Genomic DNA, 23,646 nt, shown 5'->3' with positions numbered 1-23,646 from the left:
AGTCCGAAGTAGCCGATGTCCGGCAGCGCCAAATGGTCCGAAGTAGCGTTGAAGTTTGGATCGGATGAGCCGGATATTGTTCCGAGTCAGCGAAATACGGACGATTTTTTTTCAATTCCGCCGACGCACCAGAGGGCAGACGCTATACTTGCCCATCTGCGCTATCCGGAGGCGCGGGCTTCGTTCGTCTCCGGAATGATGGATATCTACGACAACGCTCCCGGTGTGAATCGCATGCTGGTGGAAGCAGGGAGGCTAGGCATCTTCAGTTTCGTCATGGGTCTGTGGGCCGATTACAATCCGCAGGACCGGACGACTTGGCCAACGGTCAACCGGCTCAAGGGACAAATAGACCGATGTGGGCTCGCCAGTTCCCGGCACATCGACGATGTCCTCGCTTGGCTCGCGGCAACGGACTACATCGTTCTGCAAAGAATCGCCGATGACCGCAGAGTGCGTCTGCTTAAGCCGACCGAGCGTATGATCACGCAAGATTATCGAATGATCCTACCATTCTTCCGCGCCCTCGATCTCCTCTTCGGCGGAGCGCGGTATGCACTGTTTCTCGAGCGATATCGCGCATGTCAGCGGGTTCGGCAGAAGGTGACAACCGCCATTTTCCCTTGGGCGACCAGCCTTCTACCGCAGAACCGCGACCTCACGATTTTTTTCGATCGGACCTGCGCGATCCAGATCCTCTTCAAACTAGTCGCTCTCGACGCGACGCGCTCGGAACACGCGGCGCGGGAAACCTCCCTCGTCGAGTTTGGAACCCGCCTGGGTATGTCCCGCACCCATGTCCGCAACATCCTGCGCGACGCCGAGGAGGCGGGGCTCATGGTACGTTCAAGGCGGGACGGAGTGTTCCACCACCTCACACCGGACTGTGTGACCGCGTTCGACCGTTTCGTTGCGAACGCTTTGTCGCTGGTCGATCGCGCCTGTCTTCTAACGACGCCCAGTTGATTTGCGGCGATTCTAAAGTTTTCCGGGATTGAATAGATATATTGCAATCAAATGGGTCCTATCCGCTTCGGCCCAATGCCTCCGAGCGGCCGCGCTCGATAGACTCACCGTACTTTCCGGAAAAGGGGACCTGCGCCGAGTGCGATCCGAGGGTGATCGGCGGTTTTGAGAGACGCGACATTGTCGGGCCTGCCGGGATCGCAGTTTGGTGCCCACGGCGACATCGTTGTGAGGGACGATTTGTCCATTTGCCTACTCTCAGTACACGTACAGAATAACGCGCCCATAGACGAAGTAATCCTGTGGGCGTGCCCCGACCCGGGTGAGCGGAAAGCCGGCGGCCACCTCTGCGCTCAGGCGCCGGTCGAACGTGTAAGACAGGCCGACGCCCGTCGAGGTCAGGATCGTCTGCCGTGGGTTCGGTGTATACACCGAGCCGTGGTCGATGAATCCGTAGAGGTCGAGTCCTGGAACGAGGTCGGACAACGAACGGTGAAGTTCCGTCGTTGTATAGTATCCCCCGAACGCGGCGAATCCGCTGGTCGCGTAGCCCCGCAACGAGCCCGGGCCGCCGATCTGGAACAACTGGTCACCGGCGAGCAGCTTTGCATTCGAGAACTGCCAGGCCCCCGTCGCCTGGAGGGAGAAGTTTTCCGGCAACTGCACGAACGCCGAGCCGAACCCCGAAAACAGGTTGAAGTCGACGTCGCGCTCCGCGACGCGCAGGTTCGAGTGCGCCCGCGAGAACGTCGGCGTGACGGAGACACTGAACGTCTCGCCGAAATACGAAAGCGTCATGCCGAAATTGGCCCGCTCCGTCGTGTTGCGGGTGATCTTGACCGTATCCTGCTTGGTAATTGAACCGCTCAGCGCACCGCCGATGTTTGCGAGCAACAGCCAGTTCTTGTCCCCGTACAGGGGCTGGGTCAGCGTCATCGCTCCGTTCTGAGACTGGCCCCGGATATCGAGGGATTCGAAGGGGCCGCTGATCACCTGGATGTCGGACCGCGTATAGCTCAGGCCGATCCGTCCGCCAGTGGGTGTTGCGGCAAAGGAATACGAGACGTTTTCGGTCCCGTTTCCCGCGGCCTGGACGCCGTAGACCCGAAGCCGGTCGTCGAGGCCGAGCAGACCGAAATGTTGAAATAGGCCGCCGCCCTGGTGGCGCCCCACGGTCTGCACGCCGTAATTGTCGCCGAACAGTTGCAGGGTGTTTCGCGCCGGCTCGATCACGGAGAGCGTCAGGTCGCTCAAGCCGAACTGCGCGCCCGGCTGCAGGCCGAGCCGCAATTGGGTCTCGCCGGTCCGGTTGAACGTCTGGATCCGATCAGTGAGGAGCGGCACGTCGATCACCCGTCCCTCTTCGACGACGATACGCCGGCGGACGTAGTCGAGGGACCGGTCGGCATCCTCCACCTTCACTTGACCGACCCGGCCTTCGACGAGGCGGATCGTGAACGCCCCCCCCTCGAGGGTCTGCGGAGGGATCGTCGCGCTGGCGGTGATGTGGCCGAGTTCCGTGTAGCGGTCGTTGATCGTGTTCACGAGCGCCTGAACTTCGGACAGATCGATGGGCCGGCCGAGCAAGGGCGCCGCGAGGGCGTCGAGTTCCGCTTTCGAGAGGAACTCCGACGGCGTGAACACGATGCTCTTCAGGGTGAACGTCGCCCCCCCGGGGGCGATGACGGTGTTCTTGGGCCGGGCGGGCAGGGCAACACCGCCCTCGAGGCGCCGGGTGGCGTCGTCCAGGGTGCGCTCGTTGCGCTGGTTCTGCCGCAGGATCGTGCCGGCATCGATCTGCGGCGGCAGCTGCTGAGCCGCCGCCTGGAGGGTTGCGAAGACCGGTGCGACCGCACCAACGATCACGGCCGTGCGGCTGAAGTGACGCATGATTGTCCAGACGCGAGCGGAAGATGCGAAAGCGAAGACCGTTCACCGGCGGCGCGGCCTCACGACCGCGCCACCGGTGGACGTTCGAGAAAGCCACGGGTGCGCGCGGCCTTCAGCGGGCCTGACCGTTGACGGTCATGCGCAGATCCTTGACCTTGACGGTGCCGACCTTGACCCCGCGCGACGTCTGCACGTTCACCGACGCCGAAGTGGCGAGCGCCTGGAGCGGGCCGTAGATGTCCAGCATGAGGTCTGCGCTCGCATCGCCGCTCTGCTGGAGGGTCTTGATCAGGATCTGGTTGCCAATCAGCTTCGCGGTGTTGCGGGTCGTCAGACGGTCCACCGTCAGGCCGTTGTCGCTGCCGAGTACGACGTCCGCCCCCGTCACCGAGGTCAGGACGACGTCGCCGGCTCCACCGTTGACGACGCTGGTCGTGGTTTTGGCGCTCACGTCCGTCGCGGACAGCCCGCCCAGGCTCGAGAGCGAGACCGCACCGGCGGAACTCGTTACGGCATTGAGTTTCTGAACCCCGCCGGACTGGGTCGTCACGTTGCCCCGGGCCGTGGTCCTCCCGAGGGTGAGGGCGCCCTGTGCGGTGACGGACAGATTTCCCGCACCGGTCGCCGTGATGCCGTCACGGACCGAGACGGTGGCTCCGGACAGGGTCGTGTCGCCCGCCGACGTGACCTGCCGGCCCGTCAGGACGCCCGTCGCGCTGATCCCCACGGCGGCGGCGTTGCCCGTCGTCGTCACCTGATCGAAGGTGAGTGCCCCCTGCGAACTCAGCTGGGTCGTACCGACGGCGGTGGCCTGGGTCAGGGTGAGCGCCCCGCCCGCGACCAGGGTGAGCGCTCCGCCCGACCGGACGGAGTTCAGGGTCATGGCGCCGTCCGAGGCGAGGGCGACCGCGCCGTTGGCGTTGATCGCCGCGAGCTTGGTGGTCCCGCCCGACTTCGTGGTGAGGGTCGTTCCGATGTTGAGGGCCTGACTGCTCACGTCGAGATTGCCCGTGGTAGCCTCGATCTGGGCCGAGCGCGTCGCCGAGAGCACGCCCAGCGTCGCGTTCGTGGCGGCCGCGATCTTGGCGTCCGCGGTACGGAAGGTTCCGAAGGTTACGGCACCGCCGGAGGAGGCCACCTCGCCGAGGTTACGCACCGTGAGATCGGTCCAGGTCACGGCGTCCGCCGCGCGCAGCGTCGCCGAGTCGGCGTTCAGCGTCTTGCCGGTGATGCCGGCCGTCGAAGTCAGGGACACCTTACCGGCATTCATCGCCGTGAGGGACGACGTGACGGCGATACCCGCACCGTTGATCGTGGTGTTGCGCTGGCTGCGGATGGTGGCACCCGAGACCGCCGCGTTGGCAGAGGTCAGGACGAGATCGCCGGTTGTGTCCGTCGTCGTCAGCGTACTGAAGCCGATGCCCCCGGGGGCGGTGATCTCCATGGTCTTCGCGCTGGTGCCGCTGCCGAGGGAAGCCTTCGTCCCGGTGGCGATGCGGGCGATGTCCGACGAAGTGAAGGTTCCCAGCGTGACGGCATCGCTCGCCGTAACGGTGAGGCCACGCGCACTGAGGGCGTTCGCGTTGAACGTCCCGGACCAGTTGGCGCCAAACGCCCCGGAGGCGCTGATCGACGACCAGTCAAAGCGTCCTCCCACACCCGAAGCGAGGGTGCCGCCGTTCATGATCACGTCGCCGGCGCTGCTCGACAGGGCCCTGCCGGTGAGATTGTAGCCGGCGTTCATCACGGCGCCGCGCGTGTCGACCCGGTCGATAGCGATGGAGCCGAGATCGGCGTTGACGGTGGTGAGGCCCACGGCCCGCAGATAGGTTCCGGTGACCGAGCCGGTGTCGGAACGGACAGTGATGGTGCCAACGGCGCCGCCCGCGGCGATCTGGCCGAAGTTGACGTCACCCGTAGCCGTCGCGGATTGAGCGGCGACGCTGGTCGAGGCGGCGACGGTGAGCTTGCCGGCCGCGCGCATCTCGGCCGTCGTTCCGGCGAGGACCGAGTCGAGCGTGAGATCGGATTCGCCGACCATGACGATGGCTCCGCGCTGGGCGCTCAGGCTCGGGCTGTACAGGGCCGAGCGGGCGGTCAGCATAATGTCGCCGGCCGTTGCCAGGCCCGTCAGGGTTCCGGCCCGGACGGTGATGGGCAGGGCCCTCGTACCGATCGCCGCACCGGCGTTCAGCTTGACGGCGGAGCGGCCATACCCTGCGTCGATGTTGGCATCGATGAGGCCCGCACTGAGGATCGACCCGAGGGTGGCCGTGAGCCGGATCGTCTCGGCCGGCGCTTGGGCGTCGTAGGTGGTCGCGAGTCGGCCGATCACCGCATCGCCGCCACGGGCCAGCGCGTCGATGGTCGTCGCGGCCGAGACTGTGCTGGTCTTGGTCATGACGAGCGCGTTGGCGTCGATCTGGACGCGACCGGTTTCCGCCTTGAGGGTCCCGTCGACGCTCAGAGCGTTGTCCGCCTTCACCGTGAGATCGCCCTGTGCGGTGAAGTCGCCCGTCTGCAGACCGACGCCGGGACGTCCGATGGGCGTCGGGGCATAGACGTTGGCCAAACCGCCGCGCGCCCGTCCGGTGAGCTTGCCGCTTGCACCGACCTGGACCTGCAACGGGGTCGCCGCCGTCCCGACGTCCGTCTTGGCGTCGAGGACGATTGCATTCGCAGCAACGGTGATGCCGGGCAGGGTGCCGGTGATGCTCCCGCCCGTAGAGCTCAGGTTTGCCGTCGCACCGGCGAAGACACGGCCGAGCGTCATCGCGTCCGGGGTCGCGAGGTAGATGTTGGTGCCGGCCGACGCGGAATTAAGGATTCCGGGCGTCCGGTAGAACAGGGTCCCGCCCGCGCCTGCCGCACCGATGCTGCCGCTGCCGGCCGAGAGATTGATGTCGCCCTTGCTCGTGACGATCTGCGGGGCGTCGCTGGTTCCGGCGCCGCGGAGGATGGAGTTCGGGGCCTCCACGGTCACGGCACCGTTGGCTTGAAGTTTGGCGATCGTGACCGAGGAATTCGTCGTGCCGTTCAGGAAGACGACGCCGCCGGACGTCAGGCTGACGGCGCCGCTGGCGTTGAGGTAGAGCGGATTGACCTGGCGGATCTTGATGCCGTTGATCGACTCTCCACCCGTCAGGCTGGTCAGCGTGGTCCCGTCGGCGAGGGCGGCTCCGTCCTTCTTGGCGCCATAGAGTGTGATGGAGCCCGGGGTTGTCGCCGACGCGAGCGCGGCGAGCTGATCCGTCGGTAGCGGCTTGTCGGGGTTGGTGAGATCCGAAAGGGCGATGACGACGGGGGACGCCAGCACGCCGACGTTGCCGCCGACCGAGAGATTGAGATTACGTCCGGAGATGTTGGCGGTCGCATTGCCGCCCACGGTTCCCTGGACCGGCTGGAGTGCCGACCGATCGACGGCCTGGAGGAGCTGGGTCGGTGTCCAGGTCGCATCACGGGAGAGCTGCGCCGCGAGATCCGATTGCGGATCAATCCGGAAGGTGCTTCGGGTTCCGGAATCGACCTTGCCCTGCCAATCCGTGCCGTAGGCCCGCGTGAAGACGCCGACGTAGCCGAGGTACTTGCCGTTCGCCCAGGCCTGGACGTCGGCCGCGCTGACGCTGCCGGCCGCCTTGTTGAGGTCGGCGGCCGCCTGCGCGCGGTAGAGTTCGACGCCCGCGGCCGACAGATTGAACCCGCCGGCACCGAGGTTCAGGCTTCTGTCGTAGGCCGCCGCGTCCGCCGCGTTGCTGCCGGTGTAGGCCTGTCCGCCGTTAGCGGCGCTCCGGGCCGACGTGACCTTGTTGGCTTCGGCGAGCGCCGAGAGCAGGGCGAGGGCGTTCTGATCGTGCTGCACGAGGTCGACGCTGCGCGCCGAGCTGTTGCGGACGAACCCGTCGTAATCGGCGAGGGTTCGGTTCACGAGGGTTTCGAAAGCGGTTTTGGTTTCCTGGACCGCCTGATCGGCCCCGGTTTCCTTGGTCAGGCGCAGGGTCTTCGAGATGGCCGCCACCTGCTCGGGCGAGATCGCCTTCGACGAGACCTGGCTCGCCGCGTCGTAGAGGTTGCCATTGGTCACGGTGAGGGACACGTCCCCCGCCAGCGACGCGATCCGCTTGATCCGCAGGTCCCCGTTCTGGCTCAGGGCGATGTCGCCCTGAGCCAGTGCGAGCAGGCCGGAGCCGTCCGTCGAGGTGCTGCGCGTGGCGATGACGAGCGGCGTGGCGGAGGAGCCGATGGTGCCACGTTCGCTGGACAGGGTCACGTTGCGCCCGGCAACGTTGACGCCGGCGTTCGGACCGAAGTCCGGCGCCCGGCCGGCCACGAGCGACTCCGCCGCGGCGAGACGGACATCCGCTGCGCCCGCGCCGGCCATGACCTGCGTCAAGGTGGCGCCGCTGCTCAGCGCGATGTTGACGTTGCCCCCGGCCATGGCGGCGAGGGTATCGGTTCCGGCGACAACGGACTTATCGAGATTGCGGATGCCGAGGATAGAGGCCTGGAGGGCGCGGGCATCCGTCCCGATCCCGCCATTCGCCGCGAGGGCGAGGTTGGCGGTCTGGATCGTCGCGTTGCCGCTCTGGGTCAGGTTGGCGCCGGTGCTGATGCTGGTCGTGCCGCTGGTGTTCACGACGTTGCCGCCGAGCACTACGGAGCCGTTGGAGTTGATGGAGACGGCACCGCTGTTGAACCCGGAGAAGCCTAGCCTGATCGCGTTGTCCGCCTTTACGGACATGTCCATCTGCAAGAAGGCCTTGGTCGGGTAGATGAAGCTGTACCGCCCCGAGCCATCCGAAGTTTCCGCAAAACCGCGGCGGCCCTGCGCTCTGTAACCAATACCGTAGACGCCCGTCATTGCGGTCACGTCGCCGTCGATCTTCTGCGAGAACTGGACGCCGACGCGGGACGGGTCGACACTCACACGACCGACAGGGTCCTTCGTGAGGTTGCCGTTCGCGTCCACGTAGTTCCAGGGGTTCTGCGTATCGAGGCCCGAGAACCGCCACGTCGGATAGCCGGAGGGTGTGTTGTACGGGTATTGTACATCCCGCTCCAAATTGGCCCGCATGGTCCAGTCATAACGCGCGCCCGCAACGGTGTTGTAGCTGGTCGCGCTGTCGCCCATCCGCTCGCCGACGGCGTCTGCCGCTGGCTTGGCACCATCTCCGGTGATGTAGCGGTAGACGCCATCGTTAGGCTTATAGACGAACGTCGATGTATTGCGCGACGTGTCTTGGATCAACGTGTTCTTAAGCGTCACCGTCGCGACGCCGATCTTTGCGATGTCGCTGTTGCCGGTGTTTATATTGGCGAGATTGAGACTGTAGCCGGTAGCGTTGTTGATCGTTACGTGGCCGTAGCCGCCATTGACGTTGATTCCACCGCCGGTTGCATTGGTGTTGATGATGGCGCCGCTCATGTAGAGTTTGCCGCCACCGGCATAGGCGTTGATGTCGGATAGGGAGATCTGACCGGACCTAGCGTCGAAGCTCGCATTGACGAGCTTCTGCATGCTCGGTGCCAGCAGGGACGTGACGTCGTAAACGCTGCGCTGGCCTATGGCGGCCGCCCGTACATAGCCGTCGAAGGTCGCCTGCGCGGAAGCACCGAAGTTGACGTTGTAATCCGTCACCCGTCCGATGTTGATCGTGCCGTTGACGTTGATGGTCGCGGCATTGATCACGACGCTGGAGCCGAGCACGGCGGCGCTGGCGTTGCTGCCCGAGAAATTCGCGGCCGAGACATCCCGGATGTATGAGAGCTCTCGGTTCTGCACCTTTGGGAACCACGCTTCCGCACCGTTAGCATCGCGGGTCAGCCGGTAATCGCCCCGTGACCCGCTGCCGCCCGGATTGCCGCTGCCGCCGCCGAAAGGCAGGAAGTTGCCGAACAGGACGAGGGCTTTGTCGCCCTGCCGATTGTTTCGCCCATAGATGGCGACATTCATCTTGTCGTTGTAGTCGCTCTGATTCGCATCCGCCGAACTGTTGAGTGTCGATCCATAGTAATAGTTGCCACGCTGATAGATGGCATTGCCGAGATAATGCACGGCCGCTTCGGCGTCGGAACCGCTCTGTCCCTGGCTACCACCCGGATACACGATGGCGCGGCCCCATTCGCTCATCGGCGAGCCACCGCTGTTGTAGATGCCGCCCGGCCCGTTGGGCGAGATGGTGACGGTCCCGTTCGGCGTGGTGATGTTGACGCTCTGCCCCGAAACGTTGCCGGTGGCGAGGTAGGACCCCATCGCGTTGTTGATGACGACTGAGCCGCCGAGATTGGTCACGGCTGCACCGACGAACAGGGCCGGACCGTAATTGCTGTTTCCGACCGTGCCGTTGAAGGCGTTGTTGATCGTGATGCCGGCGCTGGTGGCGTTGCGATTCTCGTTAACTGAGAGGCCGCCGCGGGTGGCGCCGCCAGTGAAGTAGACCGCACCGCTCGGCCGATCGGGGATCATCGCGCCGCCGTCGAGGACGAGATAGGCCGAGGTCGTGTTCTGGACGTTGATCGTCGGGCTGCCCTTGGCGGTGAGCGTACCGGTTCCCGCCAGCGTGTCGGCGTTCAGCGTGACCGTGCCGCCCGCCGCGTAGAGTTGCGATGAGATGCGGATCGCCCGGGTCGTACCGGAGACGATGCCGTCGATGGCGTTGGAGCGTGCCGCCGCGTCGTCCCCCGAGACGCCCGGGATGCTGCGGTTGACCCACATGGACGGGTCGAAGTCGTTCACGAGGCGCAGGTAGACGGGCGCGCCGTTGGCTTGGGTGACGCGCGCGTCGGAGGCGACCGAGTCCGTCGCCGCGGGCGCAAGTCTCGCACCGTTGACGTAGATGTCGTTGCCGGCCCCTGTGAACAGGAGTTGCTGGTTGTTGAAGTAGCCCGCCGTCGCGGTGCCGTTCATCGTCACATTGCCGGCGGTCACCACGGGCGTGGTGCTGTCCCGCGACGTCGTCGGGATGAAGCCAAGCTGGTAGCCGCGGCCCGTGCCGTCGGCATTGGCGTTGGTCGAGCCGGTGTAGGAGCCGAGATAGACATCGCGGGCACTGATGACGTCGATGTTGTTGCCGACGGTGAGGGTGGCGTTGCTGGTAATGCGGCCGGTCGCCGACGCGACCGGAACCGCGATGAGGCCACGGACGGACCCCTGCGCGCTGGCATTCACCGAGAGGCTCGTATCGCTGACGCCGCTGAGGGCGGAGCGGCCCGCGTTGATGTTTACGTCGTAAAGGCCGACGAACGTCGACTTGTTCGACGCGGAGGCACCGTCAGCGAGGATCACGGACTGGTTCGAGGTAATGTCGGCGGTGGCCGAGGCCGAACCGACGGCCGCCAGACCGTAGGTCGCGACGTTGGCGCTCTGCGTCACCGCCGCCGTCGCGGTGGTGCCGATATCGAGGGCGCCGGCCGTGTAGAAGTCGGCGCGGGTGCCGATGGTCACGGCGTTGTCGAGCTTGCCCCGCAAGGTTGCGTTCACGCCCGCACCCTGGATGAGACCACCCGTGGTCAGCGACACGGCATCGGTGGCGAAGACCTGGCTCGCGGCGAGGACGCGGATGCTGCCGGGCGCCAGACCGGGATCGAATCCGGAATAGACCCTGGCATCGTCGCCAAAGGCGACCTTGGCCGCTCCGCCCGACTGGTTGATGTTCGTGGTCGCCTGCGAGGCGGCACCGGTCAGGAGGCCGCCGGCGCCGCCCGTCGCGCTTTCGCCGGGATTGACGCTGCGGAAGGTGTTCATCGCCACGACATCGACGGCGGGCGCACAGGAGGTGGTGACGCAATCGCCCAGGCCGAGACCCTTGGCGTCGAGGCGGACGCCCTTGCCGACGGTCACGCCGACGTTCGAGACGATGTCGTTGCTCGTGACCGACGCGCTGGCGTTCAGGGCGGCGGCGCTCACCGAATTGGTGCGGGCGGCGTACTCGGTTTCGTGGCTCGCCGAGAGACCAATGGTGTTGGCGTATAGCTGGCTGCCGTCGCCGACCGTGACGGTGGCAGTGGAGGTGCCGTTCGTAGTCGCCTCGGCGCCCGAGCCGCTGACGACACCGCCCGCGCCGGCGGTGGCATCCGCGACGTTGGTGTCCTTGCCGCCGGCCGTACCCGTGAGGTCGCCGGTTCGTCCGTTGTTGGAGGTGACGGCCGCACCGATCTGCGTCTGCGTGGTGTTGTCGGAGTTGGCTTTGGTGATCACGACGCCGATCGACAGGGCACCGGCCGAGACGCCCGTGGAGAGCGCGTTCTGCTTCGTGTTCGTGAGCGCCTGGACGCTGACGTCGCCCGTCGGCAGCACGACGTTGTCGCCGAGGCGCGCCAGGACGGTGTTGTTGCTTTTGGCCTCGGCGTAGGTCGCCTGGATGCCGGCCAGAAAGCCGCCCGATCCGCCGTTCGCCTCGGCGTCCGCGCTCGTCCCGCTCGTCGGTAGGAGCACCTTGGCCGACAGGTTGAGGGGACCGCCGCTGATCTGAGCACTGTCGTCGAACTGCGCCGTCACGCGTTGGCGCGCGGTGGCGAGCGCCACGGACGCGCCGACACCGACGTTGCCGGACACGGCGACACCGATCGCATCGGCCACGACCTCGGGGGTCGCGGTGGCCGCGATGGTGAGGCCGCCGCTTCCGATCCGCACCTTCGGCGCGGACGTGGGCGCGGCCACGCCGGTCGCGGCGTTGAACGCCTGGCGTCCGGCCTCGGCGACGAGTGTGGTCTCGTCCGTCGACGTGGCTCCGGCTCCGGCCCCGGCGACGATGCCGCCGCCCGCACCCGCGATGGCATTGGAGGTGAGCTTGCCGCTGCCGGCCGCGTTCAGCGAGGCGGCATTGAAGCCGCCGATGTCGGCCGTCGATGTGAGCGTCGCCCCGATGAGGCTGCTCTTGTTCACCGTCGCGGCCGAGATGCCCAGCGCGATGCCGCCGGCGACCGCAGCGCCCACGGCCTCCGACGATCCGCTCGAGCCGTCTGTCGCGCTGACCACGGCGGTGCCGTTCGCGCCGCCCGTGACGGTACCGCCGAGCTTGGCCGAAACCGTGTTGTTGATGCTCGCAATGGCGACCGCCGCCCCCGCCGCCCCCGCGAGGCCGCCGGCGCCAGCATAGGCGCCGATGTCGGCCGACCTGCCCTTGTCCGAGTCGGCAGCCCCGGCCGTGACCTTGACCGAGCCGGCGTTGACGATGCCGCCGTCGACGCTGGCGAGTACGGTGCCGTAGACCTTCGTGTAGCCGACGGCCGCGCCGGCGCCCGAGCCACCGCCGATGCCGACGCCGAGGATCTTGCTGCGCGCGCTGACCTGCCCGGTGGCACCGACGTCGAGGACACTCGCGTCGATGGTGGAGGCGTCCGCCCGCGCCGTCACGGTGTCCTGCGCCGCCGAGGACACCGCGTTGAGGACGCGGTTCTGGTCCTGCCCCGTCGCGGTGCCCGTATAGAAGCCCGGCAGGGTGGCCGCCGGATCGGGATCGGATGCCTTCGCCTTGACCGAGCTGAGCTTCAGGTTCGTGGCCGTGTTGACGGCCGTGAGGGTCCCGGCGCCGGCGGTGGTGCTGCCGTCGCTGTTCTTCTTCGTGTCGATTTCCTTCAACGCGGCGGCGTCGGCCGGTTGACCAGCCAGGATGACGGCGACGGCGGCGGCCATGCCCTGCGTCGAGCCCGCGCCGCCGGTGGCGGTCTTCGCGTCGACGTCCTTGATGCCCGTCGCCTTGACGGCGACCGTCTCGGCACTCGACAGGGCGCTGTTGATGATCTCACCCGAGACCGTGCCCTTCAGCACGGCCACGACGACTCCCGCTCCGACGGCATCGCTTCCGATGGCGACCGAACCGATGTTGGGGGCGATGCTCAGATTCTGCGTGGCCGCGACGTTCACGGCTCCGGCGGAGCCGAAGCTCGCCAGATCGGCGCCGGCCAGCGACCGGTTCAGATCGACACGATTGACCTGTGCGCGGGTCTCGGCCGAGGCGATCTCGACGGCCACCATGCCGGCGATGGCCGAGCCGCCGCCCGCCAGGCCGACCACGTAGGCCTTGAAGCTGTCGTCGGAGGTGGCGGCGACACCCATCGACCCGCTCAGGGCGACGTTGGTCCGGTCCGTCCGGCTCGCATCGTCGGGATCGACGCCGACCCGGGCCACGGTCCGTCCCTTGGAGATGTTCACACTGAAGCCGCCCGCGCCGGCGACGCCGCCGCCGGCTGCGGCGCCGATGTAGCTGCCATGGGTGTTGACCGCTTTGGCCGCGACGTCGAGCTGCCGGGCGACGAGCGTGCCGCCCTCGACGAGGCCGAGCGTGTCGGCCGTGAAGGTGTTGACCACAACCGAGCCGGTGACAGAGCCGCCGATGCTGCCGGACACGCCGATGACCGTGTCGGCCGCATTCTGGGTCGCCGCACCCAGGACCGAGACGCGTCCCAGAAGAGCGGTCGTGCGAGTCAGGCCGTTTCCGGGCGTCGCGCCGACGGGGACGAAATCTGCGTCCCGCGAGCCCGCGCCGTCGGCGTACCCGGTGGGGAGGACCGCGTCGGCTGCAGTCCCGACCGTCGCGTTGGTGATGTGGGCGTTGGTGGTCCGCTGCATCACGTTGGTCGAGACCGCGGCCGAACCACCGAATGCGGAACCACCGGCCCCGGCGACGACGAAGTTGTTGGCGGTGCCGTGGTTCGAGGCGATCACCGCGAGCTCGGGTGCCCGCGCGCTCACCGCGAGGCGGGTCATCGCCTTGGCGTCGGTGATGCCGGCCTCGGTGCGGCCCGCCATCACGTTGGTCACGGGCGTCACGGCCACGCCCACACCGACCTCGCCGAAGGCGAGGCCGACCGAGATCGCGTTGTTGACGACGGACTGATTGGCACGGGCCGAGACGGCGAGGCCGTGCACGCTCGTCTGCGTCTCGCTGAGATCGGGCGGCGTGATCTGCGGAGCACCGCTCAGAGCGACGGCGTTCGCGAGGGTGCCGCTGTCGATCGACAGGGCGGCTTCGCCGAGCGCCCGGGCATCGACCTTGGTCGCGGCCCCCTCGATGGTGGACGTGGTCTCGCCGGTGATGACGTTGGTGACGACGGCCAGGCCGACGCCGGCTCCGCTCGAGACGGCGACGCCGACGCCACCGGCGACGACCGCGATGGCCTCGCTGTTCGTCGCGCGGACGAGGACGTTGTTCTGCGCATCGACATCGGCGCCGTCGCTGATCTTGCTGCGGACGTTCGTCATCTCGAGGCTGGTCGCCACGGAGCCGGCGATGCCGGCGTTCTGCGACACGGCGACGCCCAGGGCGACGGTGACGATGTCGGCGCCCGCATTCGCGCGCACGACGACGTCGTTGCCCGCCGCGACGGTGGCGCGCTGGACCGTCGCGCTCACGGTGTTGGCGACCTCGTTGTACGACACGCCGAGGCCGAGGGCGGCGTTGCCGGCCGAGAAGGCGAGGCCGCCGGCGGCCGAACGGATCTTCGCGGTGTCGTCGGCCTCGACGGTGACGGTCTGGCCGCTCACCCGCGTCGCGGAGGCGGCACCCGTGCCGTCGCCGATGGCGGCGGCGATGACGTTGGTGATCCGGCTGACAGCGACCGACGCGGTGCCGGCGAACTTGTCGGTGGCGCCACCGACGCCGAGGGCCACGCCGATGATCTCGGCGCTGTCCTGCGCCCGGACGGCGACGTCGTTTCCGGCGCCGACGATGGCGCCGCTGCCGATGCGGGCCGCGTGCTCACGCCCGATCTCGTTGACGAGGATCGAAACGCCGATGTTGTTCTTGCCGACCTGCACGAGGCCGGCGACGGAGACGATCATCGCCCCCGGCGTGTTGCTGGTCTGCGCGTCGGCGGCGGTGAAATCGTAGTTCGCGTCGGCCTTGGCGTTGTTGCTGGCATCCCGCGGCGCGATCTGCGCCAGCTTGGCGGCCAGCACGCTGTTGGGCGCGCTGCTGGACGCGACCGTCACCTTGCCGGACGCCTTGATGGTGCGGTCGTCCTCGCCCTTTGCGGCGTCGGCGTCGATGAGGGCGACACTGCCGCCGGTGATGCGGCTCACCACGACCGAGCCGGCAAAGCCGTTGCTGTCCGGACCGCCGCCGCCCACCGCTGCGGCGGAGATGATGCGGCTGACATCGCGGGCCGCGACGGAGACGTTCACGAAGCCCGCCGCGTTCAGCGGCCCGGCGATGCTGCTGTCGACGACCTTAGCGCAGGTGGCGCTGCCGATGCAGTCGCCCCCGGTCGGGTTGCCGACTTCGGCATAGGTGAGGGCGATGCCGAGACCGCCGCGCCCGCCGCCGTAGAACGACCCGCCGCCCGTGCCGATGTCGGTGCTGCGATAGGCCTCGACGTTGACGCTGCCGGTGTTGCCGTTCTGACCGCGCAGGGTCGAATTGCCGATCAGCGCCGTGGCGCTGTCGGTGTTGAGGGTGACCGACGCGGAGATCGAGACCGCCGCGGAATTCTGGTTCTGGCTCGTGGTGACCGCGAGGCCGAGGCCGACGCTGACCTGCTGGCCCCCGGTGAGCGAAGTGACCGCGACGTCGGACGCGTTGTCGATGGTGGTCCCGTCGATCCGCGCACGGGTGGCGTTGTCCGAGAGCGTGACCGCGAGCGCACCGGCAATCGCCGCGCTGCCGCCGGAATCGCCCTTGCTGATGGCGATGCCCGCCGCACCGGCCGCACTCGCCATGAGGGCGTTGTTCAGCGCGTTGACGTTGGTGGCCACCGTCCCGCTGTTGCCATAGCGGTCGATGTGGGCGCCGCTGATCTCCGCCGTCGTGTTCAGGCCGAACTTGCTGACGGCGGCGCTGCCGGCCAGGGAGAAGGTCGGGGTCTTACCGGACTTCTCGGCCTTCAAGGCCGAGTCGATGTTGTCGGAGACCGTCTTTTCCATTTTCTCGGTCGAGCTGGCGGTCGCCTGGAACTTGATCCAGGACGCGGCCGACTTGATCCCCTGACCGGCGACCTTCAGTCCGCCGCCGACGGCGCTGGCACCGCTCAGGATACCGCCCTTGATCTGGCCGGGAACGTCCTTGATCTTCTGGGTTACGCCGCGCTCGTCCTTCGGCGCACGGGGCTTGGGCTCGCTCTTCGTCCCGTCGTTGTAGGTCAGCGAGCCCGCCACGGCCACGACGATCACCCGTCCGGCGGTGATTCCGACGACATCGACGGCGTTCGTGTGGATGAAGCCCGTCCCGGCCGCGCCCTTGCCGGCGCCCGTCTCGATCGCATTGAAATCGCTGCTCGCGAGCGTCGCGCCGTTGTCGCCGATGAAGGCCCGCGTGTTGGTGTCGGCGACCACGACGCCGACGCTGACACCGAGGGCGGCGGTCTGCGCCGCGCCGATGGTCGCGGCGGCGGTGAGCACCGAGAGATCCTGTCCGGCGGTCACGGCGACGCTCGGGGTGGACACCTTCGCATTGTTGCTGATCGAGGCCGAGGTCTCGTTGTCGATCACCGTGACGGCCACGAGGCCGTTGATCGCCGTTCCGCCGCCCTTGCCGGCCGTCGGCGACACCGAGAAGGTGATGTCGGTGGCCTTGGCGTCGACGGAGAGGTTGCCCAGCGCCGTGACGTCCGCGCCGTCGGCGATGCCCGCGATGGTCCGGCCGCTGGACAGGAACACGTTGGCCGATCCGCCGATGGAGCTGGCCTCCTTGGTGCCGCCGGCGTTGCCGAAGAACGTCAGGAAGCTGAAGTTGCCGCCGACGTTGATCGTCTCCGTCCGGTTCACGGCCTGAACGACCGTGCCGGCCGCCCAGTCCGTCCTGAGCAGAGTCCGGGACGCGTTGCCCGCGTCCGCGACTTCCGCGTTGGTGAGCTTGACGTAGTTCCGGTCGAACGCGGTCGACCAGGTCTTGTCGGTGCCCGTCTGGTTGAGCTTCGCGCCGCTTCCGACCCAGGCCACGGTGTCGTTGGCGTAGGTCAGGACGTTGACCGACGCCCCGAGGCCGACATTGTCGCCGGCGGCCGTGGCATTGGCGTAGCTGGTCAGGATCTGCCCGACGACACCGAGGTTCCCGTTGGCCTTGCCCGCGAGGTTCTTCAGGATGCCTTCGACGTCCTCGCCGACCGCCCAGACGTTCTGGATCGGCAGCGCGGTCTCGGCCCGGACGCCGATATGCTTGCCCTCGATCACGCTGTTCGACCCGATGAACGCGTTCGCCTTGCTCTCGTAGCGTCCCAGGGCGAGCGACAGGGCGAGGGCGTTCTCGGTGACGGAGGCGTCGCTGCCGCCGCTCGGAAGCTTGTCGGTGTTCTCGACGCCGGACGCCGCGTTGCTGCGCAGGCCGTCATCCGCCACGCCCCGCGCGATCACGGCGTTGGCGAGAACGGCGACATCGCCCGCGGCCACGATCTTCGGCGAGCGACCGCCGTCACCGGCGATGGAGGCGGTGGCGGTCTGCGAGCCGCTGCCGATCGACAGACTGATCGCCCCCTTGCTCGACGAGTCCATGCTGTCGAAGCCGGAGCCGAGGGTGTCGCTGATCTTCTCCTTGATCTTGGCGGCCGGAAGGCTCGTAAGGGTCAGGAGTGGCTTCGTCACCACGGCGGCGGCGCCGTTGCCGACGCCCGCGCTGGAGGCGCTGATGATCTGGCTCGTCGCGCTGTCGGCGAGAACCGACAGATTGCGGACGCCGGCGCTGCGGTCGAGGTCCGCGCCGAAGCGTGCCTGCACGTTGGTGTTGAGGTCGGAATACGCGAGGGTGAAGGCGAAGACGCCCTGATCGAAGGCGGTGCCGCCCGCATCCGCCTTGAAGGCGTTCTTGTTCACCGCGACGACGTTGACGTCGTTGGCGCGCGTGATGACGGCGCCGCTCGCCACGGTTGCCGACGTGGTGACATCGGCCACCGCCGCCGCGACACCGAGGATCCCCTTGGTCGTTCCCTTGGTGTTGACCATGACCTTCGCGGAGGCCTGATTCTCCGCGATGGCCCTGACGTTGAGGTTGCCGCCGGCGGAGAGCTTCGCCCCGGCTTCGACGGAGGACGAGACCGTGGCCTTGACCTCGCTCACGAGGGCGCCCACGCCGACGACCCCGTTCTCCACCGATGCGATGACGAGGGCGGTCGCCTGCTGCTTGCCGTTGGCGGTGATGGACAGATCGTTCGCGGCCGTCAGGGCGGCGTCCTTGCGGATCGTGACGGTGGCGGTGTTGTCCGCGCCGACGTAGCCGCCGTCGACGCCGAGGGCCCCCGAGAGGAGCGCCTTGACGGCGAGGGTCGGGGCTCCCGCCAGGCCGATGTCGTAATCCGCCACGGCGCGTCCGTCGGCCTGGACGGCGAGGGTCTTGCCGCTGGAGATGCCGCCCGCGACGTCGATCACGGCCCTGGCCGTCGACTTGCCGTCGAAGTTTCGGGTGGAGAACGCGTTCGCCTGGAGGGTGACGTCCCCGGTTCCGGTGATCGTCGCACCCTTGCCAACAGTCAGCTGCGCGGTGTTCAGGCCATCGAAGGTGTTGTCGATGGCGATCCCCTTGTCGGCGGTGGCGTTGAGCAGGATGGTTCCACCGCTGACGGAAGCGCCTGGGGTGACGACGGCACCGGCGGCTCCATAGACCGCCCCGGTGATGGTCAGGCCGACGGCGTTGGTCGGGTTGAGGAAGCTGGCGGCAAAGCTCGTCGGCAGGGTCGCGTTGAGGGTGATCGAGCCGTCGCTCCAACGCGTGTTCGCGTCGTTGATCGCCGTGGCGGTGATCCAGGACCCGGCGTTCAGGGTGATCGACGGGGCGGTGAGGATCACGTCGGACGAGTTGCCGACCGAGGCGGTCTTGGACGCGTTCAGGTTGCGCCCGTCGATGTAGCCGCCGTTCTGCAGGGTGATCGAGGTCTTCGCCTCGATGACGAGGGCGCTTCCGTTGAAGTCGAGGCTGCCCTGGGTCGCCCCGGCGAGCGGGCCGATCACCACGTCGTCGGGATCGATGAGGAGGCGGCCGGCCGTGCCGTTCTTGGCCCGCAGGTCGAGGTCGAGTTTGCCCTGGAGGTCGACGGTCTTCGTGGCGCTCAGCTCGACGAAGCCGCCATCGCCCCGCGTGTCGGCGGAGGCGTCGACGCGGGCGCCCTCGGCAACCGACAGGTTGCGCCCGCCGAACACGACGATCCGCCCGGCCGACGAGCCCTCGCCCCGGCCGGAGGCGTCGAGGCGCGCAGTCTTGCTCAGGGTGATGTCGCCGTCGGTGGTCCGGATCGTGATTCCGCCGCCGTCGACGCCGGCGGCGCCCGCCGCCGAGACCGTTCCGGAGACCGTGGCGTTGCCGCGCGCCGCCAGGGAGACCGCCGCCAGGGTCGGCCCGGAGGCCTCCGGGGCCGTCCCCGAAGGACGGGCCGCACTCGTCGCGCGCACCCGCGCCGTCTGGGCGAGGTCGAGATTGCGCCCGGCATCGAGCGCGATGGTGCCGCCGGCGCTCGCGTGACCCTTGGCCGTCACGCGCCCTGCCACGCCGACGTCGCCGCCGGCCGTGAGTTTCACGGTGCCGTTGCGCTGCGGTGCGGCCGCGACGACGGCCGCGGTCCGGCGCGCCTTCCCGGCGACCGACCCGACGGCGTCCGCCTGGATCCGCGCGGTTTCGGTGACACGCAGGTTTCCGCCCGCCGCGACGCTGATGTTGCCGCCCGTGTGGCCGCCGCCGGCACGCAGGCGCCCGGCGATCTGCGCATCTCCGACCGCCACGATGGAGATCTTCCCGTTGCGGACCACCACGGCGCCGCCCTCGGTCATCCCGCTGGCGTTGACGGTGGCTCCGAACCGCTCCCGGTGACGCTCGGCGCGCTGCTCCGGTCCCGCCACCGTCACGTCGTGGGCATGGATCGAGACGGCGCTGCGCGCATTGATGCGCCCGCGGATGACCACGGCGCCGTCGGGCGAGATCGGCACGTCGCCCTTCAGCAACCGCGCGGCGGCCGCATCGTCGACGTTGCCCTTCCGGTCGATGACCGAGTCCTGGAATTCCCGGGTCGGCGTCACCACCCGCAGGGAGTTGACGTTGATCTGGCCGTTCTTGCCCACGACGAAACCGGACGAATCCGAGAAGACGACGTTGCCGCCGATCTTGCCGTTCTTGTAGCCGTTGAGCGTGCCGTCGACGACGGCCGGTCCGTCGCGGACGATGTTCACCAGCGTCTTGCTCTGCGTCGGAACGTGCAGGTTGACGGTGTTCTGCTCGCCGACCTGGAAGCGCGAGAACGAGTTGTAGGCGTTGTCGCCCCGCGTCGTGGTGGTGGTGACGTCGGTGGTGCGCCCGTCGACCCGCAACTGGGTCGCCGTCCGTCCGTCCAGGGTGATGACGTTGCCGGGGGACTGCGCGTGCGCCGGGGCGAGACTGAAGACCAGCCCCGCCGGAACGAGGGCGGTCGCGGCGCGCAATTGCCGCGACCGGGCCGAGAGGACGCCGCGCGTGAGCTGGATCATCGGGGGCTACCTTATCGGCCGACCAGGTTCGAACCTGGTCCAGGCGATTGAAACGGATGCGTGACGGACGGACCGAAGCCGACGTCCAGACGCTCGATACGGAGAGACGAACGGTCGGTCAGAACTGCCCGGACGGCAGGCGGAACACGTCCGGGTTCTTGGCGTCGGCCATGTAGAGTAGCAGCAGGCCCGACGGTGTGAGCATGCGCTGGCTGCCGTCGCCCGGCGCGAGCTGACCCTGGAGCAGCAGCATGGTGGTATGCTCGAGGGAATCGCTGCCGCGGAACATCAGCAATCCCCCGTTGACGATGGAATTCGTCACGATCGTATCCGGGCGATAGCTGGCATCCATGAAGTGGCTGCGCAGGATGTTCGCGTTCGAGAACAGACGCTCGGGCGTTATCTTGTCGTCGGTCGCCTTAGACCATTGGACGGCGACCTGGATCAGACCTTTGGTCTTGAAGCCGAAGATGTAGGCGACCCGTGCCGTGCCGCCTCCCTGCAGGAGATCCGGGACGGCGATGGAGAAGACCCTGGTCTGCTCGCCCGGATTGTCCTCGACCTTGATCGCGTCGCCGGAAAGACCGTAATCCTTCTGGATGGCGTCGCGAACCTCGGCTTCGGTCATGCCGAACGTGGCGCTGCGATACCCGCGCAGCACGAACGCGGCGTCCTTGGCGGCCGGGACCGCCACGGCAGTGGGGGCCGCTTCGGCATCCTTCGTGGACGGGGCCTGAACGCGGGGCGCGGGGCGGGCGGTGGCGCCTTTGTCCGCCCCGGCCACCGCCGGGGGCGCGGCCTGCGCGGACACCGTTGCAGCCAGCACCAGTGCCGTGCCGGCTAGCTTCGCGAATACTGTCTTCATTGCCCTGCGCACGCCGCGGCATGCCCCCTAAAATTTTTTTACTTCCGGGGGAACCCTTAGCATCGGCCTGCTTCGGGCCACAAGAACGCAAAGAGGCCAACGCAGGGTTTGTCAGGTCCCACAGGCGATAGACGCAAAATTTGTCACGAGAACCCGTATTTACACGCAGGATTTGTCAGTTATTCCTCCCCCAAGCGTGGCTTGTCGATCGGCCGACAGTATAGATGCACGCAAAATTTGTCAGGTTGGGTCCGGATGGTGACGGGATCCCTCGTTAGAAAGAGATCTACCTGCAAATCTTGCGTCTATTCGGTGTATAAGTCGGTAAATTCGTTGCGAAAATGCCACTCGGTCTTTCGATATTGTCGGGCTGCAGCTCGACATTCGGAACCGAAATGATGCGCCGTGGACGCGCTAAGTGGCTCATCAGATTTGAAATTCATCGGCGTTCATCGCCGTTTTCAACAATTGTTGGACTCGTTGTATAGCTCCGTCAGTCGATTGACACGCTCTCGCAAGCAGAGTTTGTGTGACCTCCGTAGAGCCGGAGCATTGCCGTAGCGGCACGGCCAGTTCGATAAATTTCGAAAAGGTAAATCGCCATGACCACCGCAGCCGAAGCGGCGCCCGCCGCTGCGCGCAAGTCTCTGCGTGCCCGTTCGCCGTCGCTTGCGGCGTTGACCGCCACTCTATTGGCGACGGTGTTCATCACGCCTGTCACGATGGTCGATCGCGCGCTGGCTCAGCAGACCACCACCTTCGACACGGTGAACGCCAACAATCTCAACGTCACGAACAACACCTCGACCCAGAACCTCTCCGCCACGAACGCGACGTTCACGAACCTGTCCGCGGGCGCCGTGACGCTGGGTACGCTCACCGTCACCGGCACGACGACGACGAACGACATCAATGCCGCTACCGGGACGATCACTGCCAGCAACATCAACGTCACAAATGTGCTCACGACGAGCGGACTCAATGCGACGGGCCAATCCACCCTGGCCAATGTCAACGTCTCGGGGATCGGAACGTTCGGCACGGTGCAGGCGACGACGCTCAACGCGACGGGCGGCAACATCACGACGCTGACCGGCACATCGCTGAGCTATGACAATGGCACGTTCGGAGCGCTGTCGGCGACGAGCATCAGCGTCGGGACGGTGAGCGTCGGAACCCTCACTGCGGGCAGCGTCAACGCGACGACCGCCACCTTTGGGACGGTCAATGCGACCAGCGGCACGATCACCAATCTGACGGCCACGACGGTCACGACCGGCACGCTGACGGCCACGACCGGCGCCATCAACGCCCTGACGTCGGCGACCGGCACGATCACGTCGCTCACCGGTACGAACCTGAACTACACCTCGGCGACCTTCGGCACCGTCAACGCGACTGCGGTGACGACGGGCACCCTCCAGGCGACCAGCGGCACGATCACCAACCTGACGGCCACGACGGTTACGACCGGCACGCTGACGGCCACGACCGGCGCCATCAATGCCCTGACGTCGGCGACCGGCACGATCACGTCGCTCACCGGTACGAACCTGAACTACACCTCGGCGACCTTCGGCACCGTCAACGCGGCCAGCGGCACCATCACCAATCTGACGTCTTCGGCGATCAACACTGGCACATTGACGGCCGCGACCGGTACCATCACCGCCCTGACGTCGGCGACCGGCACGATCACGTCGCTCACCGGCACGARCCTGAACTACACCAACGCGACGTTCGGCACCGTCAACGCGGCCAGCGGCACCATCACCAATCTGACGTCCTCGGCGATCAACACCGGCACGTTGACCGCCGCGACCGGTACCATCACCGCCCTGACGTCGGCGAMCGGCACGATCACGTCGCTCACCGGCACGAACCTGAACTACACCAACGCGACGTTCGGCACCGTGAACGCGACCAACGGCACCATCGCCAGCCTCACGGCGACCAACCTCTCGGCCGCCACCGGTACCATCACCAACCTGTCGGCCACGAACGGAACGATCACGAACCTGTCCGCGACCAACGGGACGATCGCCAACCTGACGGCCACCAACCTCTCGGCCGCGACCGGCACCATCACCAACCTGACGGCCACGAACGGAACGATCACGAACCTGTCCGCGACCAACGGSACSATCGCCAACCTGACGGCGACGAACCTCTCGGCTGCCACCGGCACCATCACCAACCTGTCGGCCACGAACGGAACGATCACGAACCTGTCCGCGACCAACGGCACCATCGCCAACCTGACGGCGACGAACCTCTCGGCTGCCACCGGCACCATCACCAACCTGTCCGCGACCAACGGSACSATCGCCAACCTGACGGCSACSAACCTCTCGGCCGCCGCCGGCACCATCACCAACCTGTCGGCCACGAACGGAACGATCACGAACCTGTCCGCGACCAACGGCGCGATCGCCAACCTGCAGGCGACGAACCTCTCGGCCGCCACCGGCACCATCACCAACCTGTCGGCCACCAACGGCGCGATCGCCAACCTGCAGGCGAACAACGCCACCATCACCAATCTGTCGGC

The 23,646-nt window shown here is 67.3% G+C and carries 4 protein-coding genes and 1 pseudogene; 2 read left to right on the top strand and 3 right to left on the bottom strand.

The features are described 5' to 3' along the window. Positions 1-15: 15 nt before the first annotated feature. A complete protein-coding gene (locus ASF22_RS14450; protein ID WP_156647738.1) occupies positions 16-966 on the top strand; it encodes a hypothetical protein in 951 nt (316 codons plus the stop codon). Between the two features lie 258 nt (positions 967-1,224). On the opposite strand, the gene ASF22_RS14445 is transcribed toward ASF22_RS14450, so the two are convergent. From ASF22_RS14445 to ASF22_RS14435, 3 genes are all read right to left on the bottom strand, one after another. Beyond that, the gene (locus ASF22_RS14445; protein ID WP_056265562.1) at positions 1,225-2,856 is read right to left on the bottom strand and encodes a ShlB/FhaC/HecB family hemolysin secretion/activation protein; all 1,632 of its coding nucleotides are present in this window, start codon (positions 2,854-2,856) and stop codon (positions 1,225-1,227) included. A gap of 112 nt (positions 2,857-2,968) precedes the next feature. Then, a complete protein-coding gene (locus ASF22_RS14440; protein WP_056265559.1) occupies positions 2,969-20,230 on the bottom strand; it encodes a leukotoxin LktA family filamentous adhesin in 17,262 nt (5,753 codons plus the stop codon). Between the two features lie 118 nt (positions 20,231-20,348). Further along, positions 20,349-21,095, bottom strand: a complete 747-nt coding sequence (locus ASF22_RS14435) for a hypothetical protein (protein ID WP_056265556.1) — start codon at positions 21,093-21,095, stop codon at positions 20,349-20,351. Between the two features lie 602 nt (positions 21,096-21,697). Between ASF22_RS14435 and ASF22_RS14430 the strand changes: the two are divergent. After that, positions 21,698-23,646, top strand: a pseudogene (locus ASF22_RS14430) (hypothetical protein); the annotation flags it as partial.

The organism is Methylobacterium sp. Leaf87 (assembly GCF_001422775.1).
Taxonomy (GTDB): Bacteria; Pseudomonadota; Alphaproteobacteria; order Rhizobiales; family Beijerinckiaceae; genus Methylobacterium.
The sequence above is the reverse complement of the archived record's forward strand: the minus strand, read 5'-3'. Positions and strand labels throughout refer to the sequence as shown.

Coding starts and splice junctions, on each gene's coding strand:
- ASF22_RS14435 (WP_056265556.1), bottom strand. CDS start 21,095: ATGAAGACAGTATTCGCGAAGCTAGCCGGCACGGCACTGGTGCTGGCT.
- ASF22_RS14440 (WP_056265559.1), bottom strand. CDS start 20,230: ATGATCCAGCTCACGCGCGGCGTCCTCTCGGCCCGGTCGCGGCAATTG.
- ASF22_RS14445 (WP_056265562.1), bottom strand. CDS start 2,856: ATGCGTCACTTCAGCCGCACGGCCGTGATCGTTGGTGCGGTCGCACCG.
- ASF22_RS14450 (WP_156647738.1), top strand. CDS start 16: ATGTCCGGCAGCGCCAAATGGTCCGAAGTAGCGTTGAAGTTTGGATCG.